We start from the raw sequence: 13,126 nt of genomic DNA on the forward strand, positions 1-13,126 counted from the left end.
CAATAGCAGTTTTCAGGCGGCGGCCAGGCTCGATGTCGCCGACGCCTCGGGCCGGGCTTCGGCCCTTGCGAGATGTTCACGACGATCACGGCGCTCCCAGTACTTGTCGAAGAAATAGTGAGCCACCGTGTTGACGGCCGGTTCGATGAATGTGATGGCACCGCTGATGGCCAGGCTGCCGGTCAGCGCGTAGGTCACGCTGAATGCGATGCCCAGGTGCATGATGCCGAAGGTCAGGGTTTTGGCCATGGTGAATTGCCTCACGTCGAAAAATGTCGGGATGGTCGCGCAGCGCCTTTTGTGGGGAGCGCGAACGCTGCAGCCGCGCAACCATGGATCAAATGATAACGACCCTCAATTAAAGTCGGAAATCAATAGTTTCAAGCTAATCAATTAAGAATGACTATCATTGATGTCATCACCATAGATGGGCCAACCGCTTCCGGCAAGGGAACGGTGGCTCACAAGGTGGCAGATGCCCTGAGCTTCCATCTGCTGGACAGCGGTGCGCTGTATCGGCTGGTGGCGCTGGCCAGCGACCGTGTCGACGTGGACGTCGGCGACGTCGATACCCTTGCAAAGATCGCCCTGCGCCTCGATGTCAAGTTCGGCCCGGACCGCGTCTGGCTGGAGGGCGAGGAAGTCAGCCAGCTGATTCGCCAGGAGGCGATTGGTAATCGGGCGTCGGCGCTGGCTGTTCATCAGCCTGTGCGTGATGCGCTGACGGCACTTCAGCGCGGCTTTCGCAAGCTGCCTGGCCTGGTGGCGGACGGCCGCGACATGGGCACGGTGATCTTTCCAGACGCCCGCCTCAAGGTGTTCCTGACCGCGAGTGTCGAGGCGCGCGCCCGCAGGCGCTATAAACAATTGATTGATAAGGGAATTTCTGCTAATATCGAAGACCTTTTGCGTGACCTCGAGGCGCGCGACGCGCGGGACCGTTCCCGTGCCGCCGCACCGTTGCGTCCCGCGGAAGACGCGCAACGCCTGGACACCTCTGAAATGACGGTGGACGAGGCGGTGGCGCAGGTGCTGGAGTGGTTCGCCGCGGTGCGGTGAGTAAAACCATGAGGCGCCGAACCGGACCTGTATCGGAATCCAACCCGTCCGGTACAGGTTGTTCAACCTGACCCCGCTGCGTGAGGCAGACTGTGCACGATACTCGTGCCGGCCAGCGTACTGCGGATAGCTACTTTACGTTTATGTCCGACCTGCAAACCAACGAATCCTTTGCCGCACTGTTCGAGGAATCGATCGCCCGCTCCAATATGAAGGCTGGCGAAGTGATTTCCGCTGAAGTCGTGCGCATCGACCACAACTTCGTGGTCGTCAACGCCGGCCTGAAGTCCGAGGCGTTTGTGCCGGTGGAGGAGTTCCTGAACGACCAGGGCGAACTCGAAGTGCAGGCCGGCGACTACGTGTCCGTGGCCATCGACGCGCTCGAGAACGGCTATGGCGACACCATCCTCTCCCGCGACAAGGCCAAGCGCTTGGCATCGTGGCTGAACCTCGAGAAGGCGCTGGAAGACGGCGAAATCATCTCGGGTACCGTGACCGGCAAGGTCAAGGGCGGCCTGACCGTCATGGTCAACGGCATCCGTGCCTTCCTGCCCGGTTCGCTCGTCGACGTGCGTCCGATCAAGGACACCACGCCGTACGAAGGCAAGACCCTGGAATTCAAGGTCATCAAGCTCGACCGCAAGCGTAACAACGTCGTGCTGTCGCGTCGCGCCGTGGTGGAAGCCACGCTGGGCGAAGAGCGTCAGAAGCTGATGGAAACGCTGAAGGAAGGCGCGATCGTCAACGGTATCGTCAAGAACATCACCGACTACGGCGCGTTCGTGGACCTGGGTGGTATCGACGGCCTGCTGCACATCACCGACCTGGCATGGCGTCGTGTGCGTCACCCGAGCGAAGTGCTGTCGGTTGGCCAGGAAATCACCGCCAAGATCCTCAAGTTCGACCAGGAAAAGAACCGCGTCTCGCTGGGCGTGAAGCAACTGGGCGAAGATCCGTGGGTGGGCATCTCGCGTCGCTACCCGCAAGGCACCCGTCTGTTCGGCAAGGTGACCAACCTGACCGACTACGGCGCATTCGTGGAAATCGAAGCCGGTATCGAAGGCCTGGTCCACGTGTCCGAAATGGACTGGACCAACAAGAACGTGGCGCCGTCGAAGGTTGTCCAGCTGGGCGACGAAGTGGAAGTCATGGTTCTGGATATCGACGAAGACAAGCGTCGTATCAGCCTGGGTATGAAGCAGTGCAAGGCCAATCCGTGGGACGATTTCAGCCGCAACCAGAAGAAGGGCGACAAGCTGACGGGCCAGATCAAGTCGATCACCGACTTCGGCGTGTTCATCGGTCTGCCTGGCGGCATCGACGGCCTGGTTCACCTGTCGGACCTGTCGTGGCAAGAGACGGGCGAAGAAGCCGTGCGCAAGTACAAGAAGGGCGACGAAGTGGAAGCTGTCGTTCTGGGCATCGACGTCGACAAGGAACGCATCTCGCTGGGTATCAAGCAGCTGTCGGGCGATCCGTTCAACAACTTCATCTCGGCCAACGACAAGGGTTCGCTCGTCAACGGCACGATCAAGGCTGTTGATGCCAAGGGCGCCGTGGTGCAACTGGCTGACGACGTGGAAGGCTACCTGCGTGCATCGGAAATCTCCGCTGACCGCGTGGAAGACGCCCGCAACGTGCTGAAGGAAGGCGAGCAAATCACCGCCCTGGTGGTGAACGTCGACCGCAAGTCGCGCAACATCAACCTGTCGATCAAGGCCAAGGACAGCGCAGAGCAGCAAGAAGCGATGCAGAAGTTCCAGGCTGACACCGGCACGGCTGGCACGACCAACCTGGGTGCGCTGCTGAAGGCCAAGCTGGGCCAGGACAACCAGTAATTTAGAGCGCCGCGCGAAGCGAGACCGCCCATGACCAAGTCCGAGCTCGTCGAAAAACTGGCTGCCCGTTTTCCGCAGTTGTTGCTGCGGGATGCGGACATCTCGGTAAAAACGATTCTCGACGCGATGTCCGAAGCCCTGGCCGATGGCCATCGCATCGAGATCCGTGGCTTCGGCAGCTTTGGTCTGAACCGGCGGCCGCCTCGCGTGGGCCGCAACCCCAAGTCCGGCGAACGCGTGCTGGTGCCCGAAAAGCGGGTGCCGCACTTCAAGGCGGGCAAGGAGTTGCGGGAGCGGGTAGACCGCCCTGTTACGCCGCAGGCTGGCGTCGCGACCGTGAACGGTCAGGCGTCGCACGGCAAGGCAGGGCAGTCGCTGGCCCCGTCGCAGCCGGCTTCGGCAGGTCTGCACGAGGACAACCAGCTTAATCTGGTCCGTTCCTGATGCATGCTCGCCATATTGGCAAGTCTGTTGAAAAGCGCTCCTCCGGGAGCGCTTTTTGTTTGAGCGCGGACAATGGCCGCCGGCAACTGCGGGCAGACCGCCAGGCGACCAATCGTTACCGTCTGCGAGAAGTGATTCCGCTACAATGCCGGGAATCCTTGGCCGGGTGCGCCCTAACGCTGTTGCGTGACCGGTTGTGCACTCATGTTCCGATGGCATTCACCGCATGAAACTCATCACCTGGATCTTCCGTATCGTCCTGTTCGTGCTGCTGTTCGTGCTGGCACTGCGCAATACCGGCGATGCCGACCTGCAGCTGTTCTTCGGCGCGGTATGGCATGCCCCGCTGATCCTGATCCTGCTGGCCGCGTTCGGGCTGGGCATCGTGGCCGCCCTGGCTGCCGTGGCGCCGGGGCTGATGCGTCAGCGCATGGAAGCCGCGCGCCTGCGTCGTGCCTTGGGTGCGGCACGTGCTGCCACGACGGTGGTGGTGGATGCCGTGCCGCCCGAGGCCAAGCCGGGCGTACCTTATAACGTAGTCGGTCCGAAAGTCTGACCCATGATGTTTGAAACCTGGTGGCTGCTGGCGCTGCCGCTTGTATTTGGCCTTGGCTGGATGGCTGCGCGCTTCGATCTGCGCCAGCTGATGAGCGAACAGGGCGCGTTGCCGCGTTCGTATTTCAAGGGCCTCAATTTCCTGCTTAACGAGCAGCCTGACAAGGCCATCGATGCCTTTGTCGAAGTGGCGCGTCTCGATCCCGAGACCACCGAGCTGCACTTTGCGCTGGGCGCGCTGTTCCGCCGCCGTGGCGAAACCGAACGCGCCATCCGCGTGCACCAGAACCTGGCTACCCGTCCAGACCTTCCCGAGTCCGAACGTGAGCACGCACTCTACGAACTGGGGCAGGATTTCCTGCGCGCCGGCCTGCTGGACCGCGCGGAGGAATCGCTGCGTCGGCTGATGTCCGGCCCCTATGCGGCTTCCGCGAAGCGCGTGCTGCTGGAACTGTACGAAGTCGAGAAGGAGTGGTCGAAAGCCATCGACGCCGCGCGGGAGCTGCAGACGCTCGACCAGAAGGACTACCGCGTGCAGATTGCCCAGTTCTGCTGTGAACTGGCGCAGGATGCGTTGCAAAAGAAGAAGCCGGACGAAGCTGTCGAGTGGCTGCGTCGTGCCCGCGAGGAAAACCCGGCCAGCGTGCGTGCACCGATCCTGCTGGGCGACGTGGCCGCTGCGGCCGGCGACCAGACTGGCGCGCTGCAGCACTGGCTTGGCATCGAGAGCCAGGACGCAGCCTATCTGCCGCTGGTGGCCGACCGCGTGGTCAAGGCCTACGCGACACTGGGCGAGCAGGGCAAGGCCCTGCAGTGGCTGCGCGAACTGCTCACGACCAAGCTGGCTCCGGAGCTGCTCGATACCGCCTATCGCACCGAACTCGAAGCCAACGGCCCTGTGGCCGCGACTGCGCTGATGCGCGAACAGTTGCGCCGCCAGCCGACGCTACTTGCGCTGACCCGATACTTCGAGGCGCAGGCGGCTGAAAGCCAGGCGCTGCAGACGGCCGGCGCCAATGGCGAAGCCCCGGCCGATGCCGATGTCGCGACTGCCGAGCCGGACGACCAGACGAAGGAAACCGCGGCGATCCGCGATCTGCTGCAGCTTCGCACCCGTAACCTGGCGCGCTATACCTGCCGCGAATGCGGCTTCCGCGCCCGGCTGTTCTACTGGCAGTGCCCCGGCTGCAACCGCTGGGAAACCTATGCGCCGCGCCGCTCCGAAGCGCTTGGCTAATACCTCTCAAGCGAACCTGAATTCCCTGGAGCTTCCGCAATGAAAGTTACGATTATTGGCAGCGGCTATGTTGGCCTCGTGACCGGTGCCTGTCTGGCAGAACTCGGCAATTCCGTGTTCTGCCTCGATGTCGACGAGAAGAAGATCGCGCTGCTGAATGCTGGTGGCGTGCCCATCTACGAACCGGGCCTGAAGGAACTGATCGACCGCAATCGCGCGGCCGGCCGGCTGACGTTTTCTACCGATGTGGCGGCTAGCGTCGAACATGCCGACGTGCAGTTCATCGCCGTGGGCACGCCGCCCGACGAGGACGGCTCGGCCGACCTGCAGTACGTGCTGGCCGCCGCGCGCAATATCGGCCGCCACATGACCGGCTTCAAGGTCGTCGTGGACAAGTCCACCGTGCCGGTAGGCACCGGCGACCGCGTGGCCGCCGCGATCCGCGAGGAACTGGCGGCGCGCGGGCTCGAAGACCTGCAGTTCTCGGTGGTGTCCAATCCCGAGTTCCTGAAGGAAGGCGCGGCCGTGGAAGACTTCATGCGTCCGGACCGCATCGTGCTGGGCTGCGCGCCCGACGTGGCCGGCCGTCACGCGCAGGCCATCATGCGTCAGCTGTATTCGCCGTTCAACCGCAACCACGAGCGCACGTTCTACATGGACGTGCGGTCGGCCGAGTTCACGAAGTACGCGGCCAACTCGATGCTGGCCACGCGTATCTCGTTCATGAACGAACTGGCCAACCTGGCCGACGAAGTGGGCGCCGACATCGAGCTGGTGCGGATGGGCATCGGCTCCGATCCCCGTATCGGCTACAGCTTCCTGTATGCGGGCGCGGGCTACGGCGGCTCCTGCTTTCCCAAGGACGTGCAGGCGCTGATGCGCACGGCCAGCGCCTATGGCAAGCCGATGCGCGTGCTGGAGGCCGTGGAGTCCGTCAACGATGCACAGAAACAGGTGCTGGGCGGCAAGGTGGTCAAGCGCTTTGGCGAAGACCTGACCGGCAAGACCTTCGGCATCTGGGGCCTGGCGTTCAAGCCGAATACCGACGACATGCGCGAAGCGCCGGCCCGGGTGCTGGCCCGCGAGCTGGTGTCGCGTGGCGCATCGCTGCGCGTACATGACCCCGTGGCGATGCACGAGGCACGCCGCGTGCTGGAAACCGACCTGGCCGATATTGTCGGCGGCTTGGACCGCGTGCAGTTCTGCGATGCCCAGATGGACGTGCTGAAGGACGCCGATGCGCTGGTGATCGTGACGGAGTGGAAGGTATTCCGCAGCCCCGATTTTTCGCAAATCCGAGCGTTGCTCAAGACACCGGTCATCATCGACGGCCGCAATCTCTATGAACCCGATGCCATGGCCCAGGCCGGCATCGAATATCACGCGATCGGGCGCTCCACGGTGGCGCACTGATTCGTTTCAATAGCGTATCCAGACCGACCCGCCCCGCCGTCACGGCACGGCGCGGCAGGGTCGCAAAGGGAAGTTCATGAGCAAGAACACGATTCCGCAGGACCAGATCCGCCAGTCGCAGGTACTGGTGGTGGGCGACATGATGCTGGACCGCTACTGGTTCGGCGACGTGGAGCGCATCTCGCCGGAAGCGCCCGTGCCCGTGGTGCAGATCAAGCGAAGCGACGAGCGCCTGGGCGGCGCCGCCAACGTGGCGCGCAATGCGGCCGCGCTGGGGGCCCGGGTGGGCATGCTGGGCGTGGTGGGTGATGACGAGCCCGGCCGCACGCTCGAGGCGCTGCTCAACGAGAGCCAGGTTCAGCCGTATCTGCATCGCGACGCCAACCTGAACACCACGATCAAGTTGCGCGTGGTGGCGCACCAGCAGCAGCTGTTGCGGGTGGATTTCGAGAACGCGCCGGCCAACGAAGTGCTGGCTTCGGTACACGATCGCTTCCAGACCCTGATCAGCGACTACCAGGTGCTGGTGCTGTCGGATTACGGCAAGGGCGGCCTGACCCATGTCGGTCGCATGGTCGAGGCGGGCCGCGCGGCCGGCCGCACCGTGCTGGTCGACCCCAAGGGCGACGACTATTCCCGCTACCGCGGCGCCACGCTGATCACGCCGAACCGCGCCGAGATGCGGGCCGTGGTGGGCGCCTGGAAGACCGAGGCCGACCTGACGATCCGTGCGCAGAACCTGCGCCGCGAGCTGCAGTTGGAAGCCTTGCTGCTGACGCGTTCGGAAGAGGGCATGACGCTCTACACCGAAGCCGAAGTGCTGCATGTCTCGGCCCAGGCGCGCGAAGTCTATGATGTATCGGGGGCCGGCGACACGGTGATCGCCACGTTGGCCACCATGCTCGGCGCCGGTGTGCCGCTCAAGGAAGCCGTGCAGCATGCCAACCGCGCCGGCAGCATCGTCGTCGGCAAGCTGGGTACCGCCGTTGTCACTTATCCCGAATTGTTCGGCGCCTGAGGGGCGCCGGCTAGCGTGAATTCGCCATGACCATCATTGTGACCGGCGCTGCCGGCTTTATCGGCAGCAACCTTGTCAAGGGCCTGAACGAGCGCGGCGAGACCCATATCGTCGCGGTCGACAACCTGACGCGTGCCGAGAAATTCAACAATCTCGTGGACTGCGAGATTGCCGACTACCTGGACAAGGCCGAGTTCGTCGAACGCTTCAAGCGTGGCGACTTCGGCAATGTGCGCGCGGTGTTCCATGAAGGCGCCTGCTCCGACACCATGGAGACGGACGGCCGCTACATGATGGAGAACAACTACCGCTACACGCTGGCGCTGATGGAAGCCTGCCTGGAGCAGGGCACCCAGTTCCTCTACGCGTCGTCGGCTGCCACATATGGCGCTTCGACGACGTTCCGCGAAGATCGCGAATGCGAAAAGCCGTTGAACGTCTACGGCTATTCCAAATTCCTGTTCGACCAGGTGGTGCGCCGCCGGCTGCCGTCCGCGCATTCGCAGATCGTTGGCTTCCGGTACTTCAACATCTACGGTCCGCGCGAATTCCACAAGGGACGCATGGCTTCGGTGGCGTTCCACCATTTCAACCAGTTTCGTGCCGAAGGCACCGTCAAGCTGTTTGGCGAGTACAACGGCTACGCGCCGGGCACGCAAAGCCGCGACTTCGTGTCGGTGGAAGATGTGGTCAAGGTCAATCTGTACTTCCTGGACCATCCGGAAAAGTCCGGCATCTTCAACCTGGGCACGGGCCGCTCGCAGCCGTTCAACGATATTGCGGTGTCCGTGGTGAACGCCTTGCGCGAATCCGAGGACAAGCCGCCGCTGTCGCTGGATGAAATGGTGCAGGAAGGGCTGGTCGAGTACGTCAAGTTTCCCGACGCGTTGCGTGGCAAATACCAGTGCTTCACGCAGTCCGACATGTCGCGCCTGCGTTCGGCCGGCTACGAGGCGCCGTTCCTGACGGTGCAGGAAGGCGTGAGCCGCTACTGCCAGTGGCTGCTCGAGCGTAACTAACCGATTGACCGAGGACGGCCGTGTCGCGCCCGCGCCACGGTTTGCAATGGCCGGATTCGTAGAAGTCCGGCCATTGCATCACCAATATCGCGCTTGGACACACAAACGCGCGGGTATTGTGAACTCATGTGTCCAGCCATTTCTGACGTCTGCTCAGACTCCTATCCTGACCGCTTCCGTTGCCATCCGGCGGCGGACAGCAACCGTAAGGAAAGGAGATTCATCGATGCACAAGACGTACGACGCTGGTCCGGCGAGCGCGCCGGCGCCCCTCACCGGCAACTTTCTGACCAGCGCATCCCGAAGCGCGTTGCGCGCATGGCGGCGGGCCGGCCTGGCCGTGGCGTTCACGCTGGCGATGGCTGGCATGAGTCCGGCCCACGCCGAGGTCGACGTAAATAGCGCCGACGAGGTGGGGCTGGCCACGGTCAAGGGCATTGGCCCGGCAACCGCCAAACGCATCCTGACGGAACGCGAACAGAACGGGGCATTCAAGGATGCCGCCGACCTTGCGGACCGTGTGCCGGGGGTGGGCCCGAAATCGGCGGCCAACCTCCAGGAAGCCGGCCTGACGTTCGGCAAGCCGCCTGCCGCGACCGCTGCCGGCGCGCGCAAGGATGGCAAGCCGGCACCCAAACCTGCACCCAAGGCCGCCCCGATTTGCACCACCGGGGGTGCGGGGTATCATGCGCATCGCCGCTGCGGCTGACGCCTCGGCGTCTGCACGCACCCGGATTTCCACACGAATAATTCAACCGGCAACGTAGCCGTACCGCTGACAGGGAGAGAACAACATGGCGAATGGCCAGGACAGCATTGACGACGGGAATTTCCTGCCCAGGTGGCGGCTCAAGACCGAGGGCGTGATCGCGCCCGACGAACGGCTGCCGGCGGGGCAGACCGTGCTGGCGGGCATCCAGCACGTGGTGGCGATGTTCGGCTCGACGGCCATCGCGCCGATCCTGATGGGCTTTCCTCCCAATATCGCGATCCTGTTCTCGGGCATCGGCACCCTGTTGTTCTTTCTGTGCGTGCGCGGCCGCGTGCCCAGCTACCTGGGTTCGAGCTTCGCCTTCATCGCGGTCGTGATCGCGGCCACGGGCTACAGCGGCAGCGGTCCGAATACGAATATTCCGGTGGCGCTGGGGGGCATCATCGCCGCCGGCGCCGTGTACACGGTCATCGGACTGATCGTGCAGGCGGTTGGCTACGCCTGGGTGGAAAAGCTGATGCCGCCAGTTGTAACGGGTGCCATCGTCGCGGCCATCGGCCTGAACCTGGCGCCGGTGGCCGTCAAGGCGGTCAGTGGCGCGGCGCTCGATACCTGGGTGGGCCTGCTGACGGTGCTGGCCGTGGGCCTGATCGCGGTGCGCGCACCGGGCATGCTCGGGCGCCTGCCGGTGCTGCTCGGTGGTCTGCTGGGCTACCTGGCGTATTTTGTGGCCACCAACCTGATGGGCATGGGCAAGGCCATCGATTTCTCCGGCGTCGTGGCAGCCAGCTGGTTCGGCATGCCGGCGTTCACCACGCCGGTCTTCGAGGCCAATGCCATGCTGCTGATCGCCCCGGTGGCCATCGTGCTGGTGGCCGAGAACCTGGGCCATATCAAGGCCATCGGCGTGATGACGGGCCGTAATCTTGACCCGTACATCGGTCGGGCATTCATCGGCGATGGCGTGGCCACGATGCTGTCGGCGTCTGGCGGCGGCACGGGCGTGACCACGTACGCCGAGAACATGGGCGTGATGGCGGTCACCCGCATCTATTCGACGCTGATTTTTGTAGTGGCCGCGGCGGTGGCGATCCTGCTCGGTTTCTCGCCCAAGTTCGGCGCGCTGATCCTGACGATTCCTGGTCCGGTCATTGGGGGGCTGACCATCGTCGTGTTCGGCCTGATTTCGGCCACGGCGGGTCGCATCTGGGTGCAGAACAATGTGGATTTCTCCAGCTCGCGCAACCTGATCACGGTGGGGGCCACGCTGACCGTGGCCGCCGGCGATCTGACGCTGAAGTTCGGCGGCATGGCGTTGGGGGGCATCGGGACTGCCACGTTTGGCGCTATCCTGCTGTACCACCTGCTGGGCAGCCGTCATCCGGAAGACCAGGGCCTGACGCACTGAACGGACACGCACCGGCGGCGGGTGGAATGGCCCGGCCGCCGGTGCGGGTAAGTTTGGTGCATTACAATGGCCCACGAATACGGACCCACCCCGCACCATGGCCTACAAAACGATTGAAGACACCATCGGCAACACGCCGCTGGTACGACTGCAGCGCATTCCCGGCGCTGCCATCGAAGCGCGCGGCAACGTGATCCTTGGCAAGCTCGAGGGTAACAACCCGGCGGGCTCGGTCAAGGACCGCCCCGCGCTGTCGATGATCCGCCGTGCAGAAGAGCGCGGCCGCATCAAGCCCGGCGACACGTTGATCGAAGCCACGTCGGGCAACACTGGCATCGCGCTGGCCATGGCGGCCGCCATTCGCGGCTATCGCATGGTGCTGATCATGCCCGAGGACCTGAGCCTGGAGCGTCGCCAGAGCATGGCGGCCTATGGCGCGGAAATCGTCCTGACGCCGGTCAAGGGCGGCATGGAGTATGCGCGCGACCTGGCCGAAGCCATGGAGCGTGAAGGCAAGGGCGTGATCCTGGATCAGTTCGCCAACCCGGACAATCCGCTGGCGCACTACGAGACCACGGGTCCGGAGCTCTGGCGCGACACCGAAGGCCGTATTACCCACTTTGTCTCGGCGATGGGTACTACCGGCACCATCACGGGGGTTTCGCGCTTCCTGAAGGAAAAGAGCGCCGCCATCCAGATCATCGGCGCCCAGCCGGCCGAAGGCTCGCGTATTCCGGGCATCCGCAAGTGGCCAGAAGCCTACCTGCCGAAGATCTACGATCCGAAGTTCATTGACCGCCAGGAGCCTGTCACCCAGGCCGATGCCGAGCACATGGCACGTCGCATGGCGCGCGAGGAAGGCATCTTCTGCGGTATCTCGGCCGCTGGCGCGCTGTGCGTGGCGCTGCGCATCGCCGAGGAAGTGGAAAATGCGACGATCGTCTTCGTGGTGTGCGACCGTGGTGACCGCTATCTGTCGACGGGCGTCTTCCCGGCCTGACTCGGGACCCGACTCGCAGGCGCTCGCTGCCAAAGAAAAAGCCCCGCCGGCATCGCCGCGGGGCTTTTTTCATGGGCGTGACTCGTCCTGAATAAGGTTGACACTTTTCTTGCAGTGATGAGGAGAGTGCCTTGGAGGCGGATCGGAAGCGAACCCAACGTGACTACACGCTGGCTTTTAAGCTGGCGGTGGTGGAGGCAGTAGAAAAAGGCGAACTGACGTACAAGCAGGCGCAACACAAGTACGGAATCCAGGGGCGGTCCACAGTGCTGGTATGGTTGCGCAAGTACGGATTGCAGGACTGGAGCGGCTCGTTGCCACAGGGCGCCCGGTACGCCACGATGAAAAATCAAGACAAGACCAAGCCGGGCACGCCGGAGCAGCGTATCAAGGAACTGGAGGTCCAGTTGCGCGAGGCGCAGGAGAAAGCGCGGTTGTTCGAAGCGGTGATCGACGTGATCCAGAAGGAGCACGGGGTTCGCATGGTAAAAAAGCCTTCGGGCAAGTCCTCGCGCAAGAGCTCGTCCAAGGGCTAAGCGTTAGCAGGGCTTGCCGTTACATTGGCATCAGCCGGCAGGCGTACTACAAGCGTCGCCACAGCGAACTCAAGCAGACCGCTCGGGATGCCAGTATTTGCGCCTTGGTCACCGAGGTGCGGCTGCGCCAGCCACGCATGGGCACTCGCAAGCTGCAGCAGGTCTTGCGAACTCCGCTGGAGAAGGCGGATATCCGGGTGGGCCGTGACGGGCTGTTCGACGTTCTGCGTGCGGCCAGGCTGCTGGTGAAGCCGCTTCGGGCCTATCACAAGACCACACACAGCCATCACCGCTTCCGGCGCCACCCGAACCTGCTCAAGGATGGGCCGCAGAAGGTAGTGCCCAATGCGGCCGAACAAGTCTGGGTTGCCGACATTACGTACCTTCCCACCGCCCGGCAGACGGTCTATCTGAGCCTGGTCACGGACGCCTACTCGCGAAAGATCGTGGGCTACCACGTCCATGACAGCCTGCAGACCGAGCAGGTGAGCCAAGCGCTGAAGATGGCACTGCGCTCGCGCCAGACGCGGCAACCACTGATACACCATTCGGACCGTGGAATTCAATACTGCTCCACTTACTACCAGGCCATCCACGAGCGGCATGGCCTGACCTGCTCGATGACCGACGGCTACGACTGCTACCAGAACGCTTTGGCCGAACGCATCAACGGCATTCTCAAGGGCGAATTCCTGCTGAACCGACCAAATGACCTGCAGCAAGCGACCCGCATGGTGAGGGAGTCTGTCCGGATCTATAACCGGGAACGGCCGCATCAGGCCCTGAAATACAAAACGCCCGATGAGATCCATCGGGCGTCGGTTGCCTTGGCCCAATAGGGGCCGGCCGCAGCCAAAAAAGCTGTCAACCTATGTCAGGACTTGACA

13 protein-coding genes are annotated in these 13,126 nt (G+C 63.4%); 12 read left to right on the forward strand and 1 reads right to left on the reverse strand.

Annotated features, from left to right (window positions below; genetic code table 11):
- Positions 1 to 12: 12 nt before the first annotated feature.
- On the reverse strand, positions 13 to 249 hold the full coding sequence (locus tag CYJ10_RS04605) for a DUF2061 domain-containing protein (RefSeq protein ID WP_101680328.1): 237 nt from the start codon (positions 247 to 249) through the stop codon (positions 13 to 15).
- A gap of 150 nt (positions 250 to 399) precedes the next feature.
- Here CYJ10_RS04605 and cmk point away from each other — a divergent pair, with 150 nt between their 5' ends.
- The 12 genes from cmk (at position 400) to CYJ10_RS04665 (ending at position 13,078) form a co-directional block, all read left to right on the forward strand.
- A complete protein-coding gene (cmk, locus tag CYJ10_RS04610; RefSeq protein WP_101680329.1) occupies positions 400 to 1,059 on the forward strand; it encodes a (d)CMP kinase in 660 nt (219 codons plus the stop codon).
- 143 nt (positions 1,060 to 1,202) lie between these two features.
- Complete coding sequence (rpsA, locus tag CYJ10_RS04615) at positions 1,203 to 2,897, forward strand: 30S ribosomal protein S1 (protein ID WP_101680330.1); 1,695 nt, start codon at positions 1,203 to 1,205, stop codon at positions 2,895 to 2,897.
- Positions 2,898 to 2,927: 30 nt separating this feature from the next.
- Entirely contained in the window at positions 2,928 to 3,341 is a 414-nt protein-coding gene (locus CYJ10_RS04620) for an integration host factor subunit beta (RefSeq protein WP_101680331.1), read from the forward strand.
- Between the two features lie 226 nt (positions 3,342 to 3,567).
- On the forward strand, positions 3,568 to 3,897 hold the full coding sequence (locus CYJ10_RS04625) for a lipopolysaccharide assembly protein LapA domain-containing protein (RefSeq protein WP_101680332.1): 330 nt from the start codon (positions 3,568 to 3,570) through the stop codon (positions 3,895 to 3,897).
- Between the two features lie 3 nt (positions 3,898 to 3,900).
- Positions 3,901 to 5,133 (forward strand): lipopolysaccharide assembly protein LapB, encoded by a 1,233-nt coding sequence (lapB, locus tag CYJ10_RS04630; protein ID WP_101680333.1) that lies wholly within the window; start codon positions 3,901 to 3,903, stop codon positions 5,131 to 5,133.
- A 39-nt stretch (positions 5,134 to 5,172) separates the two neighbouring features.
- Positions 5,173 to 6,546, forward strand: a complete 1,374-nt coding sequence (locus CYJ10_RS04635; protein WP_101680334.1) for a UDP-glucose dehydrogenase family protein — start codon at positions 5,173 to 5,175, stop codon at positions 6,544 to 6,546.
- Between the two features lie 76 nt (positions 6,547 to 6,622).
- Entirely contained in the window at positions 6,623 to 7,564 is a 942-nt protein-coding gene (gene rfaE1 / locus CYJ10_RS04640; RefSeq protein WP_101680335.1) for a D-glycero-beta-D-manno-heptose-7-phosphate kinase, read from the forward strand.
- A gap of 26 nt (positions 7,565 to 7,590) precedes the next feature.
- Positions 7,591 to 8,583 carry an ADP-glyceromanno-heptose 6-epimerase gene (gene rfaD / locus CYJ10_RS04645; RefSeq protein WP_101680336.1) on the forward strand — a complete coding sequence of 331 codons (993 nt, stop codon included), beginning with the start codon at positions 7,591 to 7,593 and terminating at the stop codon, positions 8,581 to 8,583.
- A gap of 226 nt (positions 8,584 to 8,809) precedes the next feature.
- Positions 8,810 to 9,292, forward strand: coding sequence for a ComEA family DNA-binding protein (locus tag CYJ10_RS04650; RefSeq protein WP_101680337.1), 483 nt, complete (start codon positions 8,810 to 8,812; stop codon positions 9,290 to 9,292).
- An 85-nt stretch (positions 9,293 to 9,377) separates the two neighbouring features.
- Positions 9,378 to 10,703 (forward strand): solute carrier family 23 protein, encoded by a 1,326-nt coding sequence (locus CYJ10_RS04655; protein ID WP_101680338.1) that lies wholly within the window; start codon positions 9,378 to 9,380, stop codon positions 10,701 to 10,703.
- A gap of 97 nt (positions 10,704 to 10,800) precedes the next feature.
- A complete protein-coding gene (gene cysM, locus CYJ10_RS04660) occupies positions 10,801 to 11,703 on the forward strand; it encodes a cysteine synthase CysM (RefSeq protein ID WP_101680339.1) in 903 nt (300 codons plus the stop codon).
- Positions 11,704 to 11,834: 131 nt separating this feature from the next.
- Positions 11,835 to 13,078, forward strand: a protein-coding gene (locus CYJ10_RS04665; protein WP_219621416.1) for an IS3 family transposase whose coding sequence is annotated in 2 segments (ribosomal slippage) — positions 11,835 to 12,188 and positions 12,191 to 13,078 — 1,242 coding nt in all. Because the reading frame shifts where the segments join, the coding sequence is not laid out codon by codon here.
- Positions 13,079 to 13,126: the final 48 nt, after the last annotated feature.

The organism is Cupriavidus pauculus (genome assembly GCF_002858765.1).
GTDB lineage: Bacteria > Pseudomonadota > Gammaproteobacteria > Burkholderiales > Burkholderiaceae > Cupriavidus > Cupriavidus pauculus_B.